Genomic DNA, 25,706 nt, shown 5'->3' on the forward strand with positions numbered 1-25,706 from the left:
CGCTGCGTCCGCATCTCCTGGGGCGGCGCTCTTCCCCCTTCCCCCGCCCCCCGGGGCCGTGTCCATCAGCGGCTCCGCTGCGGGGCGCGACCAGCCACGACGCGAGCCGCACCCGACGACGCACCCCCCCCGCCCCGAGCGGAGCGAAGGCGCGCCGGAGAATTGCCGGTTAACCCGATTTGCCCGTAATAAGCCGTACCGTCACCCCATGCCCACGCCCTACGGAAACCGCGGCGGTATGGCGTTCGGCGCAGAAGAGCTGCGTGTGCTCCGACGCGCCCTCGCCCTCGCCCTCCACCCCAGCCCCGCCTCGGACACGGACGTCCGGGACTGTCTCCGGCTCGCGGAATCGGTCGACGAGGCCACGCGCGAGAGCGCCCGCATGCGGGAGTTCCTGCTCGCCGACCTCGACCGCTACCGGGCCGCCCTGCCCGGCACCGTCACCGGCTATCTGAGCCTGCTCCAGGACGCCCTGGCGGCGGGCCACCAGCCCGGCGCCGACGACCTCGCGGCCCTGCGCGCCCTGCGCGGAAACGCCACCGCGGCGGCCCTGCTCGACCGCTGCCGGACCCTGGCCGAGCGCGCGGTGCGCGCCCGCCTGGAGGCACGGCACCGCCCGCGCGTCCCGTCCTCCCGCGCGCACCTGCTGGCCCTGCCCGGCGGCCTCTCGGCGGCCGACCGGCCCGCCGGACCGCGGCCCTCGACCCCGGAGCGGCCCATGCCGACCCCGGCCGAGGTCTTCCCGCCCAAGCGCCGCCCCGTCCAGCCCCCGGCCCCGCCGCAGCAGTGGGCCGCGGGCTAGTTACTCTGGGGGCATGGAATACGTTTCCGCGCTCGTGCCCCCGGTAGTGATGGCCGCGTTCTTCATCGGCCTGATCACGACGATCGTGAAGTCGCAGGGTGGCGACAGGAAGGCCAAGGAGGACGCGGCCGTCGACGCCGCCCTCGCGCGCGCCGAGGCCGCCCGGCAGCCCGAAGCCGGCTGACCGCACACTCCGGCCCTGGACAGGGGCGCCCCGGTGGGCGCCCCTTTTGGCATTGATCGACGCAGTTCGAGATCCCTCGCCACGTCCGACGCCGAATTCCCGACTTCTCCCACTATTGTGCTCTTCGTGCCGCGCCCCTTGGGAGAACTCGAAGACACGGTCATGACGCGGGTGTGGAACTGGAACCGCCCGGTGACGGTGAGAGAAGTGCTGGAGGACCTCCAGCAGGAACGGTCCATCGCCTACACGACCGTCATGACCGTATTGGACAATCTCCATCAGAAGGGCTGGGTCCGCCGGGAAGCGGAGGGCCGGGCTTATCGATATGAGGCGGTCTCCACCCGGGCCGCGTACTCGGCCGCGCTGATGAACGACGCGTGGGCGCAGAGCGACAACCCCGCCGCCGCGCTCGTCGCCTTCTTCGGCATGATGTCGCCGCGCCAGCGCGAAGCGCTCAGGGACGCGATGCGCATCGTGCAGCCCGAAGCCGCGGTCGAAGTCCCGCCACCCGGAGAAGCGGTCCAGGAGCGCGGGCGATAGCGTCCGGACATGCCAGCAGAGCTCCCCGAAGTCGCCCCGGGCCCCGAATCCTCCACCCCTAAAGCCGTCACCGTACGCCGGGCACGCACCGCCGATGTGCCGGAGGTCCGCCGACTCCTCGACGCCTACAGCCGCCAGGGGATCCTGCTCGACAAAGCCACGGTGACGCTTTACGAGGACATCCAGGAGTTCTGGGTCGCCGAACGCGACGACAACGCCGAGGTCGTCGGCTGCGGAGCCCTCCACATCATGTGGGAAGACCTGGCCGAAGTCCGCACTCTCGCGGTGAATCCACTGGTCAAGGGCTCGGGCGTGGGTCATCAGGTCCTGGAGAAGCTCCTGCAGACCGCGCGCTGGATCGGTGTTCGCCGGGTTTTCTGCCTCACCTTCGAAGTCGAGTTCTTCGCGAAGCACGGCTTCGTGGAGATCGGTGAGACTCCCGTCGATACGGTCGACACCGATGTCTACAGTGAGCTGCTGCGTTCCTATGACGAGGGCGTCGCGGAGTTCCTCGGTCTCGAACGAGTGAAACCGAACACCTTGGGTAACAGCCGGATGCTTCTGCATCTGTGATCGTCGCGGACCGATATTCCGGCAAGCAGCAACAGCCCGGGCCCTATGTCCGAAACGCGCATGTTTTCGGTCCCGCTGGGCAGCTTCAACTCCTGGATCTCTCCCGGATCTCAGCCAGGGGTTTGTGTTTTTCCGGCAAAAGCGGTTTGCTTTCCGACGTACTGCAGTACTGCATATAACAAGGGGACGGCGAAACAGCGGCCGTGGTCGCAGGGTCGGCCCTTCAGATATCGATGAAAGGAAATCCGGTGGCACAGAAGGTTCAGGTCCTTCTTGTCGATGACCTCGACGGCGGCGAGGCGGACGAGACCGTGACGTTCGCGCTCGACGGCAAGACGTACGAGATCGACCTCACCACCGCGAACGCGGACAAGCTCCGCGGTCTCCTCGACGCGTACGTCAAGGGTGGCCGTCGCACCGGTGGCCGCGCCGCCGGCGGTCGGGGCAAGGCGCGCGCCGCGTCCGGTGGCAACCAGGACACCGCGCAGATCCGCGCGTGGGCGAAGGACAACGGCTACGAGGTCAACGACCGCGGCCGTGTCCCCGCCTCCATCCGTGAGGCCTACGAGAAGGCCAACGGCTGACGCCTCGGTACGTGCAGTGCGCGGCGCAGCCGGGCCCGCTGACAGTGGGTCGCCGCTGTGTCCACGAGTCGTACGAGATCGGGGGCGCCCCCACCGCCCCCTGCGACCGACCAGGTCGAGACGGCCGACAGGCTCGTCAGGGCCGGCAGCACCTGCTCCACCTCGCGTCCGGGCTCCGGGGGCCGCACCCACACCGCGGCCTCCTGCGAGCCGGTCCGGCCCGGCGGCATCGGCGCGTCGATGAATCCGCCCGCCCCGACGGCGACGAGGTCCAGGGGCAGATCCCCCCACTCCAGCCAGTCGAGCAGCCCCGGCACTTCGTCCGCGCTGCCGGCGGCCACCAGAAGCTGCATCGTCTCCCCGTTCAACGCCACCGGTGACCGGGGATCGCACCTGCGCAGCATCCGGAAGCCGGCGTCGGCCGGAATCTCCAGTACGTCGAAGCGCAGCCCCGTGGTCAGCCGCACGCCGTCGGGGCCGTCCGTCGTGGCCCAGCCCAGCTCGTCCTCGTACCACTGCCGGACCCACTGGTCCGGGGCAGCGGCGTCGAGCGGCCGGCGCGGGGCGGGGAAGGGGGCGACCATGCCAGGAGCAACCGCCGGGAGCACCCGCAGGTTACGCAGCGTCGTTGGTTGAACGCGCTCTGTATCCGAAATGGGGGCGTATAGGGGTGTTCGGCGGGGCAAGGATGTTCGCCCGTAGCGGAGGGAACCGGCGCGCGCCGCATGGAGTGTCAGTCCCTGCGGGTAAGACATCCCTAGTGGGAGCGGCGACACGCTCGGCCACGGCAGCCCGCGTTCGCCATCGGCGTAGTGGCGGTGTGGCTATCCGCTTGGCCTGCGGGAACATCGTCTCGCACCATCGGGTTGGAGAGGATGTCGGCGTTCGGGGCAGGAGATCCCCCGGTAAGAAGGCCGGGTGTCGGCAGTTGGAATGAGCGGTCCCCGCTTGCGGGACTAAGCTGCGGAAGGACAGGGAGGGGACCGACCCCTTACTGCCTGACCGCTCTGAGGAGCGATTAACGATGTTCGAGAGGTTCACCGACCGCGCGCGGCGGGTTGTCGTCCTGGCTCAGGAAGAAGCCCGGATGCTCAACCACAACTACATCGGCACCGAGCACATCCTCCTGGGCTTGATCCACGAGGGCGAGGGTGTCGCCGCTAAGGCCCTGGAGAGCCTCGGGATTTCGCTCGAGGCGGTCCGCCAGCAGGTGGAGGAGATCATCGGGCAGGGCCAGCAGGCCCCGTCGGGTCACATCCCCTTCACCCCCCGTGCCAAGAAGGTCCTGGAGCTGTCGCTCCGCGAGGCCCTTCAGCTGGGCCACAACTACATCGGCACGGAGCACATCCTGCTCGGCCTGATCCGTGAGGGCGAGGGCGTCGCCGCCCAGGTCCTGGTCAAGCTGGGCGCAGATCTCAACCGGGTGCGGCAGCAGGTCATCCAGCTGCTCTCCGGCTACCAGGGCAAGGAGACCGCCACCGCCGGCGGGCCTGCCGAGGGCACGCCCTCGACGTCCCTGGTCCTCGACCAGTTCGGCCGCAACCTGACGCAGGCCGCTCGTGAGTCCAAGCTCGACCCGGTCATCGGGCGCGAGAAGGAGATCGAGCGCGTCATGCAGGTCCTGTCGCGCCGTACCAAGAACAACCCGGTCCTGATCGGTGAGCCCGGCGTCGGCAAGACCGCCGTCGTCGAGGGCCTCGCCCAGGCCATCGTCAAGGGCGAGGTGCCCGAGACGCTCAAGGACAAGCACCTCTACACGCTTGACCTGGGCGCGCTGGTCGCCGGCTCCCGCTACCGCGGTGACTTCGAGGAGCGCCTGAAGAAGGTCCTCAAGGAGATCCGCACCCGCGGCGACATCATCCTGTTCATCGACGAGCTGCACACGCTCGTGGGTGCGGGTGCCGCCGAGGGCGCCATCGACGCGGCTTCGATCCTGAAGCCGATGCTGGCCCGCGGTGAGCTCCAGACCATCGGTGCCACCACGCTCGACGAGTACCGCAAGCACCTGGAGAAGGACGCGGCCCTCGAGCGCCGCTTCCAGCCGATCCAGGTCGCGGAGCCGTCGCTGCCGCACACCATCGAGATCCTCAAGGGTCTGCGGGACCGCTACGAGGCCCACCACCGTGTCTCGATCACGGACGAGGCCCTCGTGCAGGCCGCGACGCTGGCCGACCGGTACATCTCGGACCGCTTCCTGCCGGACAAGGCGATCGACCTGATCGACGAGGCCGGTTCCCGGATGCGCATCCGCCGGATGACCGCGCCGCCGGACCTCCGCGAGTTCGACGAGAAGATCGCGGGCGTGCGTCGCGACAAGGAGTCGGCCATCGACTCCCAGGACTTCGAGAAGGCAGCTTCGCTCCGCGACAAGGAGAAGCAACTGCTGGCGGCGAAGGCCAAGCGCGAGAAGGAGTGGAAGGCCGGCGACATGGACGTCGTCGCCGAGGTCGACGGCGAGCTGATCGCCGAGGTCCTCGCGACCGCCACCGGCATCCCGGTCTTCAAGCTGACCGAGGAGGAGTCCTCGCGTCTGCTGCGCATGGAGGACGAGCTCCACAAGCGGGTCATCGGCCAGAAGGACGCCGTCAAGGCGCTCTCGAAGGCGATCCGTCGTACGCGTGCGGGTCTGAAGGACCCGAAGCGTCCGGGTGGTTCGTTCATCTTCGCCGGCCCGTCCGGTGTCGGTAAGACGGAGCTGTCCAAGGCGCTCGCCGAGTTCCTCTTCGGTGACGAGGACGCGCTGATCTCCCTCGACATGTCGGAGTTCTCCGAGAAGCACACGGTCTCGCGTCTCTTCGGTTCGCCCCCCGGTTACGTGGGCTACGAAGAGGGCGGCCAGCTGACCGAGAAGGTGCGCCGCAAGCCGTTCTCCGTCGTCCTCTTCGACGAGGTGGAGAAGGCCCACCCGGACATCTTCAACTCGCTGCTGCAGATCCTGGAGGACGGTCGCCTGACCGACTCCCAGGGCCGTGTCGTGGACTTCAAGAACACGGTCATCATCATGACGACCAACCTTGGAACCCGTGACATCTCGAAGGGCTTCAACCTGGGCTTCGCGGCCACGGGTGACACGAAGACCAACTACGAGCGCATGAAGAACAAGGTGTCGGACGAGCTCAAGCAGCACTTCCGTCCCGAGTTCCTCAACCGTGTCGACGACGTCGTCGTCTTCCCGCAGCTCACGCAGGACGACATCCTCCAGATCGTCGACCTGATGGTCGGCAAGGTGGACGAGCGCCTCAAGGACCGGGACATGGGCATCGAGCTCTCCCAGTCCGCCAAGGAGCTCCTCTCCAAGAAGGGTTACGACCCGGTGCTGGGCGCGCGGCCGCTGCGGCGCACGATCCAGCGCGAGGTCGAGGACACCCTCTCGGAGAAGATCCTCTTCGGCGAGCTGCGTCCGGGCCACATCGTGGTCGTGGACACCGAGGGCGAGGGCGAGAACAAGACCTTCACCTTCCGGGGTGAGGAGAAGTCGGCCCTCCCCGACGTCCCGCCGATCGAGGACGCGGCTGCCGGTGGCGGCCCGAACCTGAGCAAGGAGGCGTAGCCCCTCCGGGGTGAGCCTGTGAGAAGGGGGCCGGTGCTTTTCAGCACCGGCCCCCTTCTCGTGTGTCCGGGGTCAGGTCAGCGCTGGTCGAGGACGATCTCGGCGTCGGGGAAATGCCGGGCGTAGTGGTCGACCTGGATCGTCGTGTTGGGGAACGTCTGCAGCACCAGCTTGCGCACGCCGGGCAGGCGGGGTGGCAGCGCGCTGATGTCCTGCCTGCCGTTCAAGGAGGCCAGGCGTAACACTTCGACGCGGGGGAGTTCCGGCAGCGCGGCCAACGAGGGGGCGAAATGGTCGCTGAAGAAGATCGCGTCGAGGTACAGCTCGGTCAGGGCGGGCAGCCCGGCGACGTGACCCCAGTCGTGCGCGGTCGGGGCGGTCCGGAGCAGGCCGAGGCTGAGGGCGGTCAGAGTCGGCCACTGGTCGAGGCCGCGCAGACCGGTCCAATTGATCGCCCGATCACCCAGGTACAGGAACTTCAGCGGTGCCTCGACCGGGAGGCCCTCGGTGAGGGACGTGCCGGGCACCTCGTCGTAGAAAGAGATTCGTTCCAAGAAGCGCAGCCGGTCCAGGCCGGTGACCACGCCCCGGCAGCCGGTGACCCCGACGCGGGTCAGCGGCAGGTCGGCGAGCGGGCTCAGATCCGCCGCGTAGGGGCAGTCCTCCAGCCACACGGTGGCGAGCGAGTGGAAGCCGGTGAGCGCCCGCACGTCGTGCAGCAGGGTGTTCTGGCGCAGGCTGAGATACGTCACCGCCGCCGGGTCGGGGACCGCACCGGTCAGGTCGCCGGGTGCGTGGTCGCCGCGGAACGTCACCTCGGCCCAGGGGCGCATCGCCCGCAGCGCCGGGTACTGCTCGGGGGAGTCGCAGGTCACGATGAGCCCGTCCCGGTCCACGTGGTCCAGCACCTCCCGCGCGTACTCGTCCGGGTCGAACCGTCCCCATGTGCCGGCCAGTTGCCGACGTACGTCGAGTGAGGGGTGTGCGCGGAAGCGGCGCAGGACGCCGAGGGCGCCGGAGGGTTCCGCGGCGCCGAGGAGGGACGCGGTGATCGCCACCCCGTGCGCCTCCTCGTCGGTCAGCCCCGCCGGGCCCGGCAGCAGCTCCAGGACCAGGGGGCCCGCCTCGGCCAGGGACCGCGCGTCCGCAACGGTGCGCGGCGGGATCAGGGCGGCCGCCGCACCCTCCACCTCCGCCCGCACCTCGGGAGCGAGGGTCGTCGCGTGTTCCAGGCAGGCCAGGGCGAGGAGGGTCAGGCGCGGGATGCCGGGGGAGAGCAACTCTCGGAGCAGCGCCGGGCGTTCGCCGGGGCGGGCGTGGGCCACCGCCATGCGGATCGCGTCCTCGCCCTGCGGGTCCTCGGCGAGGCGTTGGACGAACGGCAGCGCGAGGCCCTCCTCGACGGCGTGCCGGGCGCCCAGGTAGTCCTGGAACGTGCGGTGCGCGAAGTCGACGACGCCGTCGGCGGGTTGGCGGAGCAGACCGCTGCGGAGCAGGAGGGCGGAGAGGACCGCCGGCGCGTCGCCGAGCGGGGACGCCGAGGCGACGGCCGGGAGGCGCCGCTCCAGGGCCGTCTGCGCCGCGGACCGGCTCATCTCCGTACGGCCGCTCAGGATCAGCGCGTACGCGAGGTGCTGAAGGAGTTCGAGCTGGGCCTCCTCGCCCAGGTCGACACCGGTCATGCCGCGTTCCCGGTCGCGCCGGGTGAGGAGCATCGACAGGGCCGCGTCGTACAACTCCTTGCGGCCGGTGGGCAGATAGCCGCGCCGTTCGCGGTGCAGCGCGCAGATCAGGCCGCACATGAGGGGGTTGGTGGCGAGGCGGGCCAGATCGCGCTTGGTGCGCAGCGCGTCCAGGAGCGCGGTCTCGTACGGGCCCGCGTCGGCGGCCGTGTGCCAGCGGTGGACGAAGGTGGCGACGTCGGTTCCGCGCATCGGCGGCAGCAGCACCTCGCGGAAGCCGGCGTCGGCGAGCCAGTCGGCGCGGACGGCGGTGGGGCGGGAGGTGAGCAGCCAGCGGTTTCCGGCGTACGCGGCGATCAGTGCGGTCAGCCAGTCGCGGACGCGGTGCCGGTCGGCGGCCGGGATCTCGTCGAGCCCGTCGACCAGGACCAGGCCGCGGCCGCCGGCGAGGACCCGCTCGGCCCAGCCGTCGGGCGCGGTCAGCGGGCAGCCGACCGAGGAGAGGAAGTCCGCGGGGGCGGGCAGCGCGGTGGCGCGGACGAGGGTGCGCAGGGGCAGGACGAACGGGATGCGGTCCCCCGAGGCCGCCGCGGTGACCGCCAGCCACTGGACGAGCGTCGTCTTGCCGGAGCCCGCCTCGCCGCGCAGCAGCACCCGGTCGTGATCGTCGTCGAACGCGTCCTCGGCGCGGATCCGGGCCGGTGCCACGGCTCCCGGAAGATCGTCGAAGGAGCCGGTGGGTGCGGTGGCCGTCGCCTCCAGGCTCAGATACGCCACCTCCAGCGGCCAGCGCTCGGGCGCGTCCCGCAGATCGATGCCGTAGATGGTCAGGTGCCGATGGCGCTCGGCCACGTAGGAGAGATAGCGGCGCTCGAAGGCGGTGTCCCGGGCGTCGGCGGGCGGGGTGCGGCGGATCAGCTCGTCCGTCCTGGCGAGCAGTTCGTGCTGGCCGCGGCTCTGCTCGACGAGGGTGCGGGGGACAAACGTCGACCGCTGCGTGAAGAACTGCAGGAGGTGCTCGCACGCCCACCCCGTGACCGTGTCGAGGAAGAGGTCCGCGTCGGCGGACAGGCCGGGGTCGGGGGCCGCGCGGCGCAGTGCGCGGGCCAGTGCGGTGTGGCCGAGCCGCACGGCCTGTACGTCGTCCATGTCCAGGTCGCCGAGTGCGTGCAGGGTGTCGGCCAGCGCGTGGACGACCGCCTCGGTCTCGGCGGCGGGGAACGGCGGCTCGCCCGGACCGTCGAGCGCGGCCGTCACCAGGCGGCGGGCGAGGCGGCGCAGGTCGTCGGCGGTGACGGTGCGCTTCTCGCCGCGGAATGCGACCAGTCCCGAGAGGCGGACGGGGCGGTCGGTGAGCCCGGCACCCGGGCCCTCCTGGACGATCAGCTTCCGGAGCGCGGGGACGAGCGCGCTCGACGCCAGCCGAGTGCCGAGCACGACGGGATCCATGGCCCGGGAGCGTAGCCCCGATCACACTCCCCGGGGGTTCGATCTTGCCGTTCGGTGACATGACGCACAGGGTCACAAGGGCGTACTAGGGGCGGTAGGAGATCGGCGGGGGTGTGGGGTGGTTGTTACACCGTCGATGGGTTCGGGTGAATTGTCCGTTTCTTGGGATCGGGGAGGCGGGGGCGGCCGTGGGGCCTGGCGGTGGGGTCGCGAAGAGGGGTTAAACCTGAGATCGAGGGATAAGTCGGGCGAATTCCGGGCGATGATCCACGACTGTCAAGCAATCAACGTTTTGTGGCAGTTGTACGAGATCGGGTAGTAGATGGGGCTTTTGGGCGGGCTTGGGGGAGCGGGTTACACAGGGATGGCCGACCCGGTGCCACCAAGCGGTGCGCCGGGTCTCCCCGTCCCCGAAGCAAGGTCTCACTCCATGTCGCAGCGCACCCAGTCCCTCCGTTCCGGTACGTCGAAGCTCCGCAGCCGTGCCGCCGTCGTGGCCGCAGGTCTCGGAATGACGGCGGCGCTGGGCGCCGGGGCCGCGGTCGCCGCCGACGGGCAGGCCGCCGCCCTGCCGAGCGGGGCCGCCGCCTCCGTCAAGGCCCAGGCCGCCGCCCAGGCCAAGGCCGCCACCTCCGCGCAGCAGGCCGCCGCCAAGAAGGCCGCCTCCTGGATCGACCCGGTCGCCCACTACACGCTCTCCGCGGGCTACGCCCAGGGCGGCAGCATGTGGGCCACCGGCCACCACTCCGGCCAGGACTTCGCCGTGCCGACCGGCACCTCGGTCATGGCCGCGCACGGCGGCACCGTCGTCAAGACCGGCGGCAACGGCGCCGGTGACGGCCCCGCGTACGGCAACGCCGTCGTGATCAAGCACAGCAACGGCACGTACTCCCAGTACGCGCACCTGTCGCGGGTCGACGTCCACGTCGGCCAGACCGTCTCGACGGGCCAGCACATCGCGCTGTCGGGGAGCACCGGCAACTCCAGCGGCCCGCACCTGCACTTCGAGATCCGCACGACGCCGAACTACGGCTCCGCGGTCAACCCCGTCGCCTTCCTGAAGGCGCAGGGCGTGACCGTCTGACCCGGCGGGCTCTCAGCTCTTGTGGGCCTGGGTGACCAGGTCCGTGGCGACCTCGAGGATGGCAAGACGCTTCTCCTCGGGGTCGCCTTCGACGTCCCTGAGGACGAACATCCCGGCGTGCATGGAGAACAGCGCGCTGAAGCAGCGCACGCGGTCGGTCAGCGAGGCGTCCTCGGGCAGCAGCTGGGCGAGCAGGTCGTGCATCCGGTCCTTGAAGTTCGCGCCGATGCTCAGCTCGCGCATCTGCGCCTGGTTCTCCTGCATGAAGCGGAAGAGCGGCGCGGCCTTGTGCAGCTCCGTGCCGTAGCGGCTGAGGATGTCCCGCTTCGTCTCCAGGGGGACGGGGTGCGGCTGCTCCTTGGCCCAGTCGATCAGCTCGTCGATCGGGGTCATCAGATCGCTGAAGACGCTGACGAGGATGTCTTCCTTGGTCTTGAAGTGGTAGTACAGCGCCGCCTTGGTGACTCCCAGGCGCTCGGCGATCTCCCGCAGGGACGTCTTCTCGTAGCCCTGCTCGGCGATCAGTTCGAGGGCCACGTCCTGGATGCGCTGGCGGGTGTCCCCGCGGCGCTGCTGCGGCTTGCTGCTGCCCGTGACCATCTGTGCCCCTTGCTCGCCCGCGCTCGGCCTTCGGCTCTCGGCTCTCGGCTCTTGGGAGAAAACTTACTTGACGACCGGCTAGTTGTCGTCCTACCTTCCCCATTGTAAGGAACTAGCCGGTCGGCAAGTAAGCGGGAGTGTGGGGGACATGGCGCAGACAGAGAAAGTGGCGGGCAGCGGGAAGCAGGTGAAACAGCCGCAGCCGCGCAGTGTGCGTGTCGTGCTGATGGCTCTGATGATCGCCATGCTGCTCGCCATGCTCGACAACATGATCGTGGGCACCGCGATGCCGACGATCGTCGGCGACCTGGGCGGCATCGAGCATCTGTCGTGGGTCGTCACGGCGTACACGCTCGCCACCGCCGCCTCCACGCCCATCTGGGGCAAGGTCGGTGACATGTACGGCAGGAAGGGCGCCTTCCTGACCTCCATCGTCATCTTCCTGATCGGCTCCGCGCTCAGCGGCATGGCCCAGGGCATGACCGAGCTGATCGCCTTCCGGGCCGTCCAGGGCCTCGGCGCCGGCGGTCTGATGGTCGGCGTGATGGCCATCATCGGCGACCTCATACCGCCCCGCGAGCGCGGCAAGTACCAGGGCATGATGGCCGGCGTCATGGCCCTTGCGATGATCGGCGGACCGCTCGTCGGCGGCACCATCACCGACCACCTCGGCTGGCGCTGGACCTTCTACATCAACCTGCCGATCGGCGCCGTCGCACTGATCATGATCACCACGGTGCTGCATCTGCCGAAGAAGCGCTCGGGCGGCTCCATCGACTATCTCGGTGCCGCGCTGCTCACCGTCGGCATCGTCTCGATCGTGCTGGTGACGACCTGGGGCGGCAGTGAGTACGCCTGGGGCTCCGCCGTGATCATGGAGCTCATCGGGCTCGGTGTCGCCGCGCTCGTCGGGTTCGTGTTCTCGCAGACCAAGGCCGCCGAGCCGATCGTGCCGCTGCACATCTTCCGCAGCCGCAACTTCACCCTGATGTCGGTGATCGGCTTCATCACCGGGTTCGTGATGTTCGGCGCCGTGCTCTTCCTGCCGCTGTACCAGCAGTCCGTGCAGGGCGCCTCCGCGACCAACTCCGGGCTGCTGCTCCTGCCGATGCTGCTGTCGATGATGGTCGTCTCGCTGGTCGCGGGCCGGGTCACCACCAACACCGGCAGGTACAAGGTGTTCCCGATCGTCGGCAGCGTGCTGATGGTCGGCGGACTGTTCCTGCTCGCGCAGATGGACACCGGTACGTCGCGGTTCATGTCCGGCGTCTACATGGCGGTGCTCGGCGCCGGTATGGGCTGCCTGATGCAGATCACCATGCTCGTCGCGCAGAACAGCGTCGAGATGAAGGACATGGGCGTCGCGTCCTCGTCCACGACCCTGTTCCGGACGCTGGGTTCGTCGTTCGGCGTCGCCATCATGGGCGCGCTGTTCAACAACAAGGTGGCGGACGTCATGGCCGAGCGGGCCGGGGCGCTGGGCGGCAAGGTGACCGAGCAGTCGGCCCAGCTGGATGCCGCCAGTCTGGCCAAGCTGCCGGCGCCGGTGCGCGAGGCGTACGAGTTCGCGGTGTCGTCCGGGACGCATGTGGCGTTCTTGCTGGGGTCCGTGGTGGCCGTCGTGGCACTGATCGCGTCCCTGTTCATCAAGGAGGTCGCGCTGCGGGGGGCCGGGCCGGCCGCCGATCAGCAGCAGGCTGCGCCCAGCGGGGATGTGCTGGCGGAGTCCGTCTGACCGTCCGTTTCGCTGACCGTCCGTTTCGCTGAGCGGCTCCCGGTGCCTTGGTGCCTCGGGGGCCGCTTTTGCGTGGGTGGGCAGGTGCGGGTGGGGACCGGTGGGGGCGCGTTGTCGGCTGACGGCCGGTGGCCGCTTCTCGCGCAGTTCCCCGCGCCCCTTACGGGGCTTCTCGCGCCCTGCGGCGGAGCCGCTGATGGATGCAGTCCCGCGCCCCTGTCGGGGCTGTTCAGCGGCCCGTCGGCAGGTTCGCCCCGCCGGTGCAGTCCAGCACCACGCCCGTGATGAAGCCGTTCACGGCAAGGGAGTTGATGGCCTGCGCCACCTCCTCGGGCCGGCCGACGCGGCCCACCGGGGTCGTCGCCGCGAGCCCCGCGAACAGCTCCTTGCGCTGCTCCTCGGGGACCCGGCCCCACCAGGGGGTGTCGATGACGCCGGGGGAGACGGCGTTGATCCGGCGCGGGGCGAGCTCGACGGCGAGCGGCGGGATCATGGCTTCCAGGGCGCCGTTGATCGCGGCCAGGCCCGAGGTGCCGGGGAAGGCGGCGCGGGCCGAGGCGGCCGTGATCAGGGTGACCGACGCGCGCTCGGTGAGGTGACCCAGCGCCGCCTTCAGGATGCGCAGCTGGGGCCAGAACTTGGCGTCGAAACCGTGCGCCAGGTCGTCGAGGTCGAGCTCGGCGAAGGCGCCGCTGCCCGCCGCGCCGCTGACCGCGACGACCAGGTGGTCGATGGGCGCGGTGGTGGCGAAGAAGGCGTCGATGTCGGCCTGGGCGGTGGCGTCCATGGGGTGCGTGGCCGTCTTGCCGCCGATGCGGGCCGCCGCCTCGTCGAGCTTGGCCCGGTCGCGGCCGGTGATGGTCACCTCGGCGCCGCTCGCGGCGAACAGGGTGGCCGTCGCCTCGCCGATGCCGGAGCTGCCGCCCATCACCACGACGTGGGCGGCGGTGTCGGTGCGGGTGGTGGAGGGCGTTGCGGTGGTCATGGTGACCCTTTCCTTGTGCTCGTCGGCGTTCTCCGGATCGTTGATGAGACTGCTAGTCTCGACAAGGTGAGTATTGACGAGACCGGCAGTCTCGTCAAGAGGTTCACCTGCCGCGAGAAGAAACTGCCGTGAGGAGAAGGTGAGTCGAATGAATGCTGGGCGAGCCCACACCGGACGCCGGCGCAACGAAGAGGCGCGCCGCGCCGTCCTCGACGCCGCCCTGCGGCTGCTCGCGGACGCGGACGGCGCGGCGGTGAGCGTGGACGCCATCGCCAAGGAGGCCGGTGTCGGCAAACAGACGCTGTACCGGTGGTGGCCCTCGAAGGGGGCGGTGCTGCTCGACGCGCTCACGGACCGCGCCGAGGCGGCCGCGCCCGTGCCCGACTCGGGCGCGCTGCGCGAGGACCTGCGGGCGGTGGTCGCCGCGACGTTCGCGGGGGCGCAGCGCGCCCCGGTCGCCCCGGCGCTGCGCACCCTCGTCCGGGAGGCCGCGCAGGACCCCCATCTGGCCGACCTGATGCGGGAGTTCACGGGATCCCGGCGGGCCGTACTGCGTGACGTGCTGGAGCGCGGCCGGGAGCGCGGCGAGCTGCCGGCCGACCGTGATCTCGACCTGATGGTGGATCAGGTGTACGGGGTGTTCTGGTACCGCTTCCTGCTCGGGCACGCCCCGCTGGGCGAGGCGGAGGCCGTACGGCTCGCGGACTCCCTCATCGCGCAGGGGAGCTGACGGCCGCCGCAGCTCAGAGCCGGCCGGGCAGCCGCACCATCGGGAAGCTTCCGGTGCTGGTCGGGGCGTGCTCGGGGAGCCAGAGGACCGCCACCGCGCCCTCGGCCGGAGTACCGGGGATCGCCCCCGGCGGGCGTACGTTGCGGAACGTGAGGCGGGCGCCGAGCACCTGGGCCTGCCCCGCGGCGATCGTCAGCCCCAGCCCGTGCCCGTGCCCCGCGCGGTCGGCGGCGCCGGTGCGGAAGCGACTGGGCCCCTCCTCCAGCAGGTCCTCGGGGAAGCCGGGCCCGTGGTCGCGGACCCGGATCACCCGGCCCTCCACGCTGACCTCTATCGGCGGACGCGCGTGCTTGGCGGCGTTCGCCAGGAGGTTGAACAGGATGCGCTCCAGGCGGCGCGGATCCGTGGTCACCTCGGACTCGTGGATGACGCTGACCGTGATCCCGTCGAAGGCGCGGGCCGCGACGCGGCGGCTCACGAACTCGCCCAGCATGATGTCCTGCAGTTCGGCCCGCTCCGCCGAACTGTCCAGCCGGGCCACTTCCAGCACGTCCTCGACCAGCGTGCGCATCGCCTGCGCACGGTCCTTGACCAGCTCGCTGGGCCGCCCGGGCGGCAGCAGCTCGGCGGCGGTGAGCAGCCCGGTGACCGGGGTGCGCAGCTCGTGCGCGATGTCCGCGGTGACCCGGCGCTCGGCCTCCAGGCGCTGCTTGAGCGCGTCGGCCATGGCGTCCACGGCCTGCGCGAGATCGTCGGTCTCGTCCCGCACGACTCCGCCGATCGCGTCCCGCACCCGTACGTGCGTCTGCCCCTGGGCGACGTCCCGGGCCGCGCTGGCCGCCTTGCGCAGCCGCCGCGAGAGCTGTCCGCCGATGAGGACCCCGAGCGCGCTGCCGCCGAAGACGACCGCGATGGAGCCGATGATCAGCGCCTGGTCGAGGTCCTTCATCACGGTCGCGCTGCGGTCGGTGAACCGGGTGTGGACCGACAGGACGCCCCCGTCCGCCAGCGGAACCGCGGCCCAGATGTCGGGCACACCGCCGGACGGCTCGGACACATAGGTGGCCCGGCGGCCGTCGAGCACCTTGGCGCGCAGCTCGGCGGGGAGCGCCGGGTCGTCGACCCTGAAGCCGACCGGCAGATTGCCGCCGCGCGCCTCGTACTGGCGCTGCACGAACTGGATCCGCTCGTCCTGCACGTCCCGGGCGTTGTCCAGCATCGAGACCCGCGCCGCGTTGTGCACGACCAGGCTGAGCGCGATCGCCACGAGCGCGCCGACCAGCGCGATGGCCACGCTGATCTTCCAGCGCACGCCACTGCGCAGACTGCGCCGCAGCCGTCGCGGCAGCAACCGCCGCAGCCGCGCCGCCCCGGGCCTGTCCGCGGGCCCCCTCATATCTGCTGTCCCATCCCGTTCCACCGAGCCGTGCCCGGTCCGTGCCGTCGAGTCGGCTCAAGCCTTCAGTTTGTAGCCGAAGCCGCGGACCGTCTCGATCCGGTCCTGGCCGATCTTGGTGCGCAGCCGCTGTACGTGGACGTCGACGACGCGGGTGTCACCGCCCCAGCCGTAGTCCCACACACGCTCCAGGAGCTTGTCGCGGGACAGGACCGTGCCGGGCGCCGAGGAGAACTCCAGGAGCAGCCGCATCTCGGTCGGCGTCAGCGCCACCGCCGCGCCGCCCTTCGTGACCTCCATGCCCTCCGTGTCGATCTCCAGATCGCCGAAGTGCAGCAGGGCACCGGAACCGGCGTCCGCCGCGTCCGCGCCGCCGGAGCCGCCCGCCCCCGGACCGCCCGCATGTCCGAAGCGGCGCAGCACGGCCCTGATCCGGGCCACGAGCACCGCCCCGTCGAACGGCTTGGTCACGTAGTCGTCGGCCCCGGCCTCCAGGCCCAGGACGACGTCGATGGAGTCCGCGCGCGCGGAGAGCATGATCACCGGGACGGTCGACGCGTCCCGGATCCGGCGGCACAGCGAGACCCCGTCGAGCCCCGGCACCATGACGTCGAGCAGCGCGATGTCGGGCCGGTCCGCGCGGAACGCCTCCAGGCCCGAGAGCCCGTCCGGCATCGCGGTGACCACGAAACCGTCCCGCTCCAGGGCGAGCTGGGTGGCCTCGCGGATGACGTCGTCGTCCTCGACGAAGAGGACGTGGGTCTGCTCACCCCTGCGCTCAGCCATGTGGTGCTCTCCCCTTCCGTTCCCAGCCGGCGGCCGGCCGTGTCAGCCGTCCTGCGCGGGCGACGGCGACTCCCCGTCCACCGCGTGGCTGTAGTCGTTGTGCGTGCGCTCCACCTCGGTGAAGCGGCCGCCGCTCCAGCGGTAGGTGAGGATCTCCTCGCCCGACGGAGAGGCGACCGAGTCACCCTTCTCGTACACCTGCTTGGTGACCACGAGATCACCTCGGTCGATCTCCGCGTACACCGGGGGTTCCTCGGTCTGGAAGACATTCTTGTACGTGCCGTCGTCGTCGCGATACACGTACGTGCCGATGCCGACGGCATCGCCGCAGGTCATCACGTTCACCACGATGTCGTTGGACGTACCGCCGGTCAGGTTCCCGTAGCTCACGTCGACCGGGTACTCCTTGGCCACGCACGGCTTCAGGTCGCGCTTGATGTCGGCGCTGACCTTCGGGTCGGCCTTCACCAGCCGCACCGCGTTCACCGACGCGGCGGTCGGCTCGGGGGACGGGGACGCGGCGGCGGTGTCCGGCTCGGGGCTCACCGTGGCGGCCGGCGCGGTCGAGCCGACCGGGTCGGTGCGGGCGGGCCCCTCGTCACGGGCACCGGTGCCGCCCGCCGAGCAGGCCACGAGCGCCCCGGCGAAAAGCCCGAGGGCGGCGAGCCCGGCCAGTACCGGACTCCCCGCCTTACCCGCCCTGAAGATCCTTCGAAAAGCTCTGTGCAGGACCCTGCTCAAGGCTCCGCGGAGCCCGGTCCCGGTCCCAGAGGCACGTATGCCTAGGCCGCGCAACGCTCCCGCTCCTCACGACGGTCGAGCGCGCCCGCCACCAGTTCCTCCCGGTCCCGGTTCTCCAGCTCTTCGCGGAGCCGGGCCAGGGCCCGGTGCAGCGTGCTCTTCACGGTTCCGGCCGACATTCCGAGGGCGGCGGCCGTCTCCTCTGTGGACATCTGCTCCCAGTGTCGCAGCACCACGACACTGCGCTGCTTCGGAGCCAGCACCTTCATGACGTCCATCAGCAGGGCCCGGTCCGCGTGCTGCTCGGTGGAGTCGTCGATCATCGACTCCGGAAGCTGCTCGGTCGGGACCTCCTCCAGCTTCCGGGCCCGCCACCACTCGGTCCGCGTATTGATCATGACGCGGCGCAGATAGGCGTCGGCCAGCCGCTTGTCCGCTATGCCGTCCCACCGCCCGTACGTCCGCACGAGTGCCGTCTGCAACAGGTCCTGGGCGTCCACGGGGTCCGGCACCAGACGCCGGGCGCTGCGCAGCAGGGCGTCCTGCCGCGTCCGGACGTACTCCTCGAACCCGAGCACCTCACCGCCGTGCGCCATGATGAACCGCCTCCCGTTTCCCGCTTGCTCCCCGTGGTCCGCACTGGTCGCGTGCGGTGTTGAGGAAGAAGCTACGGAGGCGTTGTCACGGCACTGTCCGTTCCAGCCTTCGGCGAACGCACGGCTGCCCATCGGTTCTGTAACGGAGCTGAGAATCGCCTGAAGATTCCCCTGGCCCGGACCGGACCCGGCCCGGGCTCAGCCCCGAATCAGCCCCGACTCAGCTCGCCGGAAGCCGGTACAGACCACCCGCGAGCGGCTCCACCAGACCATCGCTGACCAGGCCGTCCAGCGCCCGGGCCCGCTGCACCGGCTCGTCCCAGACCCGGTCGAGCGCCGCCTGCGGAACCGGAGCGACCGCGTCCCGCAGCACGGCGAGCAGCTTGCCCCGTACCTGACGGTCCGTCCCCGCGTACGTCTGTCCGCGTCGCGGCGGCCCCTCGTGCGCGGGCTTCCCGGCGAGCCGCCACGCGCACAGCGCGGCGATCGGGCACCGGTGGCACTCCTCGTTCTTCGCGGTGCACACGAGCGCGCCCAGCTCCATCGAGGCGGCGGCCCACTTGGCGGCGGTGTCGTCCTCGTCCGGCAGCAGCGTGCGGGCCAGCTTCCGCTCGGCGGCGGTGGTCGCGTTCGGCGGGAACTGCACGCCGGCCACGGCGCGGGCGAAGACCCGCCGCACGTTCGTGTCGAGCACCGCGTGCCGCTGCCCGTACGCGAACGAGGCGACCGCGGCGGCCGTGTACTCCCCGATGCCCGGCAGGGCGAGCAGCTGGGCGTGTGCGGTCGGTACGTCGCCGCCGTGCCGTTCCGTTATGGCGACGGCCGCGCCGTGCAGCCGCAGGGCGCGGCGCGGATAGCCGAGCCGGCCCCAGGCGCGGACGGCTTCGCCGGGCGCCTCCTCGGCCAGGTCGGCGGGGCGCGGCCAGCGCGCGAGCCACTGCTCGTAGACCGGCAGGACCCGGCTCACCGGGGTCTGCTGCAGCATGAACTCGCTGACCATCACGCCCCACGGGCCCGCTTCTGGGCGGCGCCAGGGCAGGTCACGGGCGTGCTCGGAGAACCAGTCGATGACGGGTTCGTGAAGATCGGTCCGCTCGGCGGGTGCGTTCTCGGGAGTCTTCGTGGGCGCAGTCATGGCACTGCCGATCCTGCCACGTATGGAGACCGCCCCGGAGCGAACGCCGCCGGGGCCGTCACCCCGCTGCTGTGCTTTGTTACCGGGCTGCCCGTGGTGGGCGGGGGTGGGCCGGGGCAACACCCTGGGCGCGGCCGGGCGTTCCGAAGGATCAGCGGCGATGTGCCCCGCGCCGCGACCCCGTGCTGTTCCCCGCGGCCCGGTTGGCGGGACCCGGTCCCGCGAACCAGAGCACAAGTCCGTTCCCCGACCCCCGCATCGTCCCGACGAGCCGCGCCCCCGCCGGCGCGCACAGCCGCGAGACGAGGACGGCGACGAGCGTGCCGAGCAGCAGACCGACCGCGACGTCGTGCGGGTAGTGCACGCCCACGAAGACCCGGGAGAACGCCATCATGATCGCCATCGGCACGGTCAGCCAGCCGATCTTCGGCCAGGCCAGCGCGAGTCCCACGGCCGCCGCGGCGGCGATGGTGGAGTGGTTGGACGGGAACGACCAGTCTCCGTAGGCGGGGCAGTCGATCAGCGGCGCCAGTGCCCCGCTCACCGCCCGGCACGGCCGGTCCTCGTCGATCCCCGACTTGGCCACCTCGCTGATCACGTAGGCGACGCCGGTGCCCAGCGGAGCGAGCACCGCGACGGCGAGGGCCCGCGGATCACCGCGCCGCGCCCGCCACCAGGCGACGACGAAGAGCACGGCGAACAGCAGCAGCCCCAGTTCGGTCCACACCTCCATCAGGTGCTGGAACCACGAAGGCGTGTCGTGGGCGAACTGAAGGATGTCGCGATAGAGATCGGAGTCAATGGTTCCCATGGTGCCGGACAGTATGCAATACAAGAGGAGCGCTACATCCGGCGACGGTCGCGGTCCGCCCCTGACGCAAGATCAGGGGTCGCCGTGTGCCCGCGCGGGGCGTGGCGTGATGATGATCCTGAAAACTTGCTGTCCGGTGCGGCGGGTGGACACCGGACAACCGCCCGATCTCTCGTAAGGTTTGAGCCGTGGGATCTCTGCGCAATCCGATCGGGCCGCTCCCCTCCTCCATCTACTGGCGCCGGAGGGTGGTTCTGGCGTCCATCGTGGCGTTGCTCGCGCTGCTGATCGTCTGGATCGTCAACTTGGGCGGCGGGGGCGGGAACAACGGCGCGGGGGGTGCGAACGGCAAGCACCCGACGCAGTCCATCACGCCCGGACCCTCCGGTTCCGGCCCCGCGATCAGCCAACACCCGGGCGGGCGCGATTCATCGGGCGGCTCCGGGTCGGGCAGCGGTTCCGGCGACGGCTCGGGTGACGGGTCGGGCGACGGCTCCGGCGGCTCGGACGACTCGGCGGGCGGGGGCGGCGCGGGCAGCGGCGGCGGTACGTCGTCGGGCGACCAGGTTCCGACCGGGTCCAAGCTGCCCGACTGCACGGCGGGCGGCGTGACGCTGTCGGTGCGCAGCCTCCACAACTCGTACGCGCCCGGGGAGAAGCCGCGGATCGAGCTGGCCGCGAAGAACTCCACGGACACGTCCTGCAAGGTCGACCTTGGCCCGCGTACGGCGGTCGTGACGATCACGAAGGCGGACGGCGACAAGGAGTTCTGGTCGTCGAAGGACTGCCCGTCCGCCAACGCCGCGGGACTGCTGCTGCGCGTCCCCGCCGGCGGCCAGGTCACCCACACCCTGACCTGGGACCGCCGCCCGAGCGCCCCGCAGTGCGCGACACCGCCGGCCGGCACGGCGACGGCGGGCACCTACCTGGTCGAGGTGAAGGCACCTCAACTGACCAAGAACCAGACGTCGTTCGTCCTCAAGGCGGACTGAGCCCCGTAAGGGGCGCGGGGAACTGCGCGAGCAACCACGTACCAGCGAAAGCCCGCGACGAACCGCACGAGGCTCCCCGAACCGGATTGACCCGCCCGACCTGCGGAGCTAGACGTACCGCTCCAGAATCGAAGACTCCGCAAGGCGCGAAAGCCCCTCGCGCACGCTGCGCGCCCGCGCCTCCCCGACCCCGTCCACGGTCTGGAGGTCGTCGACACTGGCGGCGAGCAGCTTCTGCAGCCCGCCGAAGTGCTCCACGAGGCGGTCGATGATGGCCCCGGGCAGCCGCGGCACCTTGGCGAGGAGCCGGAACCCGCGGGGCGAGACGGCCGAGTCCAGCGCCTCGGGCGACCCCGTGTACCCCAGCGCCCTTGCCACGATGGGCAGTTCGAGCAGCTCGCCGTGGTGCAGCGAGTCCAGCTCCGAGAGCGCCTCGTCGACCGTGCGGGAGCGCTTGGCGGTCGGCTCGGGCACGTAGTCCCGTACGACGAGTTCCCGCTCGGGCTCGACGCCCGCGATCAACTCGTCGAGCTGCAGAGCCAGCAGGCGCCCGTCGGTGCCCAGCTCCACCACGTACTCGGCGATCTCCGTGGCGATCCGGCGCACCATCTCCAGGCGCTGGGCGACCGCGGTGACGTCCCGGACCGTGACCAGGTCCTCGATCTCCAGGGCGGAGAGCGTGCCCGCCACCTCGTCGAGTCGCAGCTTGTAGCGCTCCAGGGTCGCGAGGGCCTGGTTGGCCCGCGACAGGATCGCCGCCGAGTCCTCCAGGACCCGGCGCTGCCCGTCCACGTACAGCGCGATCAGCCGCATCGACTGGGACACGGACACCACCGGGAAGCCGACCTGCTTGCTCACGCGGTCGGCGGTGCGGTGCCGGGTGCCGGTCTCCTCGGTGGGGATCATCGGGTCCGGCACCAACTGCACACCGGCCCGCAGGATCTTGCTGAGGTCGGAGGAGACCACGATGCCGCCGTCGAGCTTGCACAGCTCGCGCAGGCGCGTGGCGCTGAACTCCACGTTCAGCACGAAACCGCCCGTGCACATCGACTCGACCGTCTTGTCGGAGCCGAGGACGATGAGTCCGCCGGTGTTGCCGCGGAGGATGCGCTCCAGGCCGTCGCGCAGGGCCGTACCGGGCGCCACGGCGCTCAGTGAGGCGCGCATCAGACCGTCCGCACCGGAACTCCCGGCGGACTTGCCGGGAGCTGTCGCCCGGTCGTTGGCTGCCACTGCACTCCTCCGGATCGCAGGCTTTTGGGGTGCCCTGGGGTTCGTCGCCTTCGTCCGTCGCGTTCGTACGCACGGGCGAGACCTGGGCAAAGTCTACCGGCGGTCCTCCGTCTCCCGTGGGGCCTCTCGGCGACGGCTCTTCGGCAGCACCCGCAGGGCGTCCCCTATATCGGCGACTTCCAGGACCTTCATACCGGCCGGGACCTTGCCCGGATCACCCGGTACGAGGGCATGTGTGAAGCCGAGCCGGTGCGCCTCGGCGAGCCTGCGCTGGACGCCCGTGACCCGCCTGACCTCGCCCGCCAGGCCTACTTCTCCGATCGCCACCAGATTTTTGGGCAGCGGGGTGTCGCTCGCCGCGGAGGCCAGCGCCAGCGCGATCGCGAGGTCCGCGGCCGGCTCGGTGAGCTTCACACCGCCGACCGTCGCGGAGTAGATGTCCCTTTTGCCCAAAGCGCTGATCTTGCCCCGCTGTTCGAGCACCGCCAGCATCATCGAGACGCGGGAGGTCTCCAGGCCGGAGGTGGTGCGCCGGGGGGAGGGGATCTGCGAGTCGACGGTGAGGGCCTGCACCTCGGCGACCAGGGGGCGGCGGCCCTCCAGGGTGACCGTCAGACAGGTCCCCGGGACCGGCTCGGCGCGGCGGGTCAGGAACAGGCCGCTCGGGTCGGCCAGGCCCGTGATGCCCTCGTCGTGCAGCTCGAAGCAGCCGACCTCGTCCGTCGTCCCGTACCGGTTCTTGACGCCGCGGACCAGGCGCAGGCGCGCGTGCCGGTCGCCCTCGAAGCTCAGGACGACGTCGACCAGGTGCTCCAGGAGGCGCGGGCCCGCGATGGTGCCCTCCTTCGTGACATGGCCCACGAGGAGCGTGGACATGCCGCGCTCCTTGGAGGCGCGGATCAGCGCCCCGGCCACCTCGCGGACCTGGGAGACGCCGCCCGGCGCCCCGTCGATCTCCGGCGAGGCCACCGTCTGTACGGAGTCCAGGATCAGCAGCGAGGGCTTCACCGCGTCCAGGTGGCCGAGGACGGCGGACAGGTCCGTCTCGGCCGCCAGGTACAGATGGTCGTCGATGGCGTGGATGCGGTCCGCGCGCAGCCGCACCTGGGACGCCGACTCCTCACCCGTGACGTAGAGCGTCTTGTGCTCCTCGCTCGCCGACTTCGCGGCGACGTCGAGCAGCAGCGTGGACTTGCCGACGCCGGGCTCGCCCGCGAGCAGCACCACCGCGCCGGGCACCAGACCGCCGCCGAGCACCCGGTCCAGCTCGGGCACGCCGGTGGTGCGGGCCGTGGCCTGCCGACCGTCCACCTCGCCGATGGGCAGGGCGGAGGTGGTGACGCGGCCGGGCGCGGTCGTGCGCACCGCCGGGGCGCCGTACTCCTCGATCGTCCCCCAGGCCTGGCACTCGGCGCAGCGGCCCAGCCACTTGGCCGTCTGCCAGCCGCACTCGGTGCAGCGGTACGACGGTCGTTGCTTGCCGCTGTTCGCGGATTTCGTACGGGCAGCCATGTGCGAAACCGTAGCGGGCGCCACTGACAACCCGGCCGACAACCCGACCGACGACCGACCGGCCGCCGATCGGTCGTCGGTCGCCCCGCGTAGCCGTGCTGGCCACGGCATCAGCCCGGAATCCGGTGTTCCTGTCCTCTTTTGAGGGATCGTTTCACCCGTAAGGATTAAATGTACTCAAGGGGGCGGAAGGGGCCTTACCCGCCGCCTACGGTCGCACAGGTGACAAGCAGCAGGCCGGAAACCCCGACATACTCCACCGGCGCACACCGGGCGCACCGCGCCGGGGCGAGGCGGCCGGTGCCGCGCGCTGCCACGCAGCGCCCGCCCGCGCGCTACGAGCCGTGTCTGGACGGCCTGTTCACCTACTGCCTCTCCGTACTCTGCGACCACGACGAGGCGATCACCGCCCTCGGGGACGCCCTCGCCCTCGCCGAGCGCCGCGGCTCCCGCGGCCCCGACGCGGAGAGCGACCGCAGGGCCTGGCTGTACGCGCTGGCCCGCTGGTCCTGCCTGCGCCGACTGGCGGAGGCCAAACGCCGCAGGCAGCGGGCGCACGCGGCCGGATCCGCCCCGGACACCCGGAGCGCCCCCGACGCGCCGCAGGACGGCCTCCTCCAGGAGGAGCGCCGACGGCAACTCGCGCTGCTGGCCTGGCCGGAGGCCGCAGGTACCACCCCCGAGCAGCGCGAGGCGCTGGAGCTCGCGGTGCGCCACCAGCTGTCCGCCGCCGAGGTCGCCGCCGTGCTCGGCTCCGACCCCGGTGCCACGCGCGAGCTGCTCTCCGTCGCGGCCTGCGAGGTCGAGCGCACCCGCGCCGCGCTCGCCGTCGTCGAGACGGGCACCTGCCCCAGCGTCAACCGCCTCACCGGCGACCATCAGCTGCTGCTGTCCGCCGCCCTGCGCCGCGAGCTGGTGCGCCACGTGGACGACTGCCCGCGCTGCCGCCGCACCGCCGAGCGCGCCGTCCCCGGCGCCTGGCCCGGCACCTCGGTCAGCCCCGCCGCGCTGCCGCTCGCCGAGGCCCCGCGCGCCGCCCTGCACCACGCGATGCACGCAGCCCAGGGCGCGCATCCGCGAGCCCCGCGCTTCGACCGGCGCGGCTTCCCGATGGACCCCAAGGACCGCGCGGCCCGCCGCGACCGCCTGCGCGCGCGTGCCGTCACCACGACGGTCGTCGCCACCGTCGTCGCCGCCCCCGTGTTCGCCCTGTGGGCCGCCTACCGGGGCGCTCCGCTGACCGGCGAGGGTTCCGACGGCCGCTCCGTGAGCGCCAGTGAGGCCGAGGGCTCGGGCGGCCTGGACGGCGAGCGCGCCGGTGACGGCACCGGATTCGGCTACGAGAACGCGGGCAACGCCAGCACCACCCCCGACCCCCGCTTCAGCGCGGGCAGCCGCTCGCAGGACGTCTCCGTGGAAGTGATCTCGCCCCCCACGCGCGCGAGTTCGGGCCCCGGCCGGCTCACCGTGGCGGCGCAGCCCAGCGGCAGCGCGACGCTCATCACGCTGACCGCGTCCGGCAGCGCGCCCGTGCACTGGTCGGCTTCGACGGGCGCCTCCTGGCTCTGGCTGAGCCAGACGTCGGGCACGCTGAGCCCCGGCGAGTCGAGCACGATCCGGGTGTACGTCGATCACGACCGGGAGCCGGCCGGGCACTGGAGCGCGCGCATCGGCATCGATCCGTCCGGGGCGGTCATCTCGCTCGACGGCTACGGGCGGCGCCCGGGCGGCGGCCACCACCCCGGCCACGGCGGCGGACACCCGGGGCACGGTTCGGGCGGCGGCTCGTCGTCGCCTTCCGAGCCGGATCCCACGCCGACGCCCAGCGACCCGGGCACGTCCGACCCGGACCCCACGCCGACGCCGAGCGACCCGGCGACGAGCGAGCCCGAGCCCACCCCGTCCGACACGGCGAGCCCGGGCCCGGGGGACTCGACGGCGCCGCCGCAGTCCCCCTGAGGGCCCGGACCATGACGGCCGGGGCCGGGACGGACAGGGTCAGGACG

At 71.3% G+C, this 25,706-nt stretch carries 23 protein-coding genes; 11 read left to right on the forward strand and 12 right to left on the reverse strand.

Features of this window, described 5'->3' with window-relative positions; genetic code table 11:
- The first annotated feature begins 238 nt into the window (after positions 1–238).
- The 5 genes from ACFVDP_RS28670 to ACFVDP_RS28690 all read left to right on the forward strand — a co-directional run bounded on the left by ACFVDP_RS28670 (position 239) and on the right by ACFVDP_RS28690 (position 2,683).
- Positions 239–802: a hypothetical protein gene (locus tag ACFVDP_RS28670; RefSeq protein ID WP_383495740.1), complete on the forward strand. Its 564-nt coding sequence runs from the start codon at positions 239–241 to the stop codon at positions 800–802.
- A gap of 13 nt (positions 803–815) precedes the next feature.
- The gene (locus ACFVDP_RS28675; protein ID WP_383495636.1) at positions 816–986 is read left to right on the forward strand and encodes a hypothetical protein; all 171 of its coding nucleotides are present in this window, start codon (positions 816–818) and stop codon (positions 984–986) included.
- Between the two features lie 126 nt (positions 987–1,112).
- Positions 1,113–1,526, forward strand: coding sequence for a BlaI/MecI/CopY family transcriptional regulator (locus tag ACFVDP_RS28680; protein WP_383495639.1), 414 nt, complete (start codon positions 1,113–1,115; stop codon positions 1,524–1,526).
- Positions 1,527–1,535: 9 nt separating this feature from the next.
- Positions 1,536–2,099 (forward strand): amino-acid N-acetyltransferase, encoded by a 564-nt coding sequence (locus ACFVDP_RS28685; protein WP_383495642.1) that lies wholly within the window; start codon positions 1,536–1,538, stop codon positions 2,097–2,099.
- A gap of 248 nt (positions 2,100–2,347) precedes the next feature.
- Positions 2,348–2,683 (forward strand): Lsr2 family protein, encoded by a 336-nt coding sequence (locus tag ACFVDP_RS28690; protein ID WP_111662722.1) that lies wholly within the window; start codon positions 2,348–2,350, stop codon positions 2,681–2,683.
- Here the strand turns inward: ACFVDP_RS28690 and ACFVDP_RS28695 are convergent.
- A complete protein-coding gene (locus ACFVDP_RS28695; protein WP_383495645.1) occupies positions 2,662–3,267 on the reverse strand; it encodes an SCO3374 family protein in 606 nt (201 codons plus the stop codon). The genes ACFVDP_RS28690 and ACFVDP_RS28695 overlap by 22 nt on opposite strands.
- 440 nt (positions 3,268–3,707) lie before the next feature.
- On the opposite strand from ACFVDP_RS28695, the gene ACFVDP_RS28700 reads away from it, so the two are divergent.
- Positions 3,708–6,233: an ATP-dependent Clp protease ATP-binding subunit gene (locus ACFVDP_RS28700; RefSeq protein ID WP_351461119.1), complete on the forward strand. Its 2,526-nt coding sequence runs from the start codon at positions 3,708–3,710 to the stop codon at positions 6,231–6,233.
- A 77-nt stretch (positions 6,234–6,310) separates the two neighbouring features.
- Here the strand turns inward: ACFVDP_RS28700 and ACFVDP_RS28705 are convergent, their stop codons facing one another.
- Positions 6,311–9,364 carry an NACHT domain-containing protein gene (locus tag ACFVDP_RS28705; RefSeq protein WP_383495648.1) on the reverse strand — a complete coding sequence of 1,018 codons (3,054 nt, stop codon included), beginning with the start codon at positions 9,362–9,364 and terminating at the stop codon, positions 6,311–6,313.
- 430 nt (positions 9,365–9,794) lie between these two features.
- Between ACFVDP_RS28705 and ACFVDP_RS28710 the strand changes: the two genes are divergently transcribed.
- Positions 9,795–10,448: a M23 family metallopeptidase gene (locus ACFVDP_RS28710; protein ID WP_383495651.1), complete on the forward strand. Its 654-nt coding sequence runs from the start codon at positions 9,795–9,797 to the stop codon at positions 10,446–10,448.
- 12 nt (positions 10,449–10,460) lie between these two features.
- Here ACFVDP_RS28710 and ACFVDP_RS28715 read toward each other — a convergent pair whose 3' ends face one another.
- On the reverse strand, positions 10,461–11,048 hold the full coding sequence (locus ACFVDP_RS28715; protein ID WP_383495654.1) for a TetR/AcrR family transcriptional regulator: 588 nt from the start codon (positions 11,046–11,048) through the stop codon (positions 10,461–10,463).
- Positions 11,049–11,196: 148 nt separating this feature from the next.
- Here ACFVDP_RS28715 and ACFVDP_RS28720 point away from each other — a divergent pair, with 148 nt between their 5' ends.
- Positions 11,197–12,783, forward strand: coding sequence for an MDR family MFS transporter (locus ACFVDP_RS28720; RefSeq protein ID WP_383495657.1), 1,587 nt, complete (start codon positions 11,197–11,199; stop codon positions 12,781–12,783).
- A gap of 229 nt (positions 12,784–13,012) precedes the next feature.
- Here ACFVDP_RS28720 and ACFVDP_RS28725 read toward each other — a convergent pair whose 3' ends face one another.
- On the reverse strand, positions 13,013–13,768 hold the full coding sequence (locus tag ACFVDP_RS28725) for an SDR family oxidoreductase (protein ID WP_383495660.1): 756 nt from the start codon (positions 13,766–13,768) through the stop codon (positions 13,013–13,015).
- A 148-nt stretch (positions 13,769–13,916) separates the two neighbouring features.
- On the opposite strand from ACFVDP_RS28725, the gene ACFVDP_RS28730 reads away from it, so the two are divergent.
- Positions 13,917–14,498, forward strand: coding sequence for a TetR/AcrR family transcriptional regulator (locus ACFVDP_RS28730; protein WP_383495663.1), 582 nt, complete (start codon positions 13,917–13,919; stop codon positions 14,496–14,498).
- A 13-nt stretch (positions 14,499–14,511) separates the two neighbouring features.
- Here ACFVDP_RS28730 and cseC read toward each other — a convergent pair whose 3' ends face one another.
- The 6 genes from cseC to ACFVDP_RS28760 form a co-directional block, all read right to left on the reverse strand.
- Positions 14,512–15,894 (reverse strand): two-component system sensor histidine kinase CseC, encoded by a 1,383-nt coding sequence (cseC, locus tag ACFVDP_RS28735; protein WP_383495666.1) that lies wholly within the window; start codon positions 15,892–15,894, stop codon positions 14,512–14,514.
- A gap of 57 nt (positions 15,895–15,951) precedes the next feature.
- Positions 15,952–16,680: a two-component system response regulator CseB gene (cseB, locus tag ACFVDP_RS28740; RefSeq protein ID WP_383495670.1), complete on the reverse strand. Its 729-nt coding sequence runs from the start codon at positions 16,678–16,680 to the stop codon at positions 15,952–15,954.
- Between the two features lie 42 nt (positions 16,681–16,722).
- Positions 16,723–17,421 carry a hypothetical protein gene (locus ACFVDP_RS28745; RefSeq protein WP_383495673.1) on the reverse strand — a complete coding sequence of 233 codons (699 nt, stop codon included), beginning with the start codon at positions 17,419–17,421 and terminating at the stop codon, positions 16,723–16,725.
- Positions 17,422–17,462: 41 nt separating this feature from the next.
- Positions 17,463–18,017, reverse strand: a complete 555-nt coding sequence (locus ACFVDP_RS28750; protein ID WP_383495676.1) for a SigE family RNA polymerase sigma factor — start codon at positions 18,015–18,017, stop codon at positions 17,463–17,465.
- A 220-nt stretch (positions 18,018–18,237) separates the two neighbouring features.
- On the reverse strand, positions 18,238–19,152 hold the full coding sequence (locus tag ACFVDP_RS28755; protein ID WP_383495679.1) for an A/G-specific adenine glycosylase: 915 nt from the start codon (positions 19,150–19,152) through the stop codon (positions 18,238–18,240).
- A 151-nt stretch (positions 19,153–19,303) separates the two neighbouring features.
- The gene (locus ACFVDP_RS28760; protein WP_383495682.1) at positions 19,304–19,963 is read right to left on the reverse strand and encodes a phosphatase PAP2 family protein; all 660 of its coding nucleotides are present in this window, start codon (positions 19,961–19,963) and stop codon (positions 19,304–19,306) included.
- 188 nt (positions 19,964–20,151) lie between these two features.
- On the opposite strand from ACFVDP_RS28760, the gene ACFVDP_RS28765 reads away from it, so the two are divergent.
- Positions 20,152–20,955, forward strand: a complete 804-nt coding sequence (locus tag ACFVDP_RS28765; protein WP_383495685.1) for a hypothetical protein — start codon at positions 20,152–20,154, stop codon at positions 20,953–20,955.
- A gap of 108 nt (positions 20,956–21,063) precedes the next feature.
- Here the strand turns inward: ACFVDP_RS28765 and disA are convergent, their stop codons facing one another.
- Positions 21,064–22,188: a DNA integrity scanning diadenylate cyclase DisA gene (gene disA, locus ACFVDP_RS28770; RefSeq protein ID WP_383495688.1), complete on the reverse strand. Its 1,125-nt coding sequence runs from the start codon at positions 22,186–22,188 to the stop codon at positions 21,064–21,066.
- 93 nt (positions 22,189–22,281) lie between these two features.
- On the reverse strand, positions 22,282–23,700 hold the full coding sequence (radA, locus tag ACFVDP_RS28775; RefSeq protein WP_383495691.1) for a DNA repair protein RadA: 1,419 nt from the start codon (positions 23,698–23,700) through the stop codon (positions 22,282–22,284).
- Positions 23,701–23,922: 222 nt separating this feature from the next.
- Here radA and ACFVDP_RS28780 point away from each other — a divergent pair, with 222 nt between their 5' ends.
- On the forward strand, positions 23,923–25,659 hold the full coding sequence (locus ACFVDP_RS28780) for a hypothetical protein (protein WP_383495694.1): 1,737 nt from the start codon (positions 23,923–23,925) through the stop codon (positions 25,657–25,659).
- Positions 25,660–25,706 lie beyond the last annotated feature (47 nt).

It is taken from the genome of Streptomyces sp. NPDC057694 (assembly GCF_042799415.1).
In the GTDB taxonomy this organism is placed as follows: domain Bacteria; phylum Actinomycetota; class Actinomycetes; order Streptomycetales; family Streptomycetaceae; genus Streptomyces.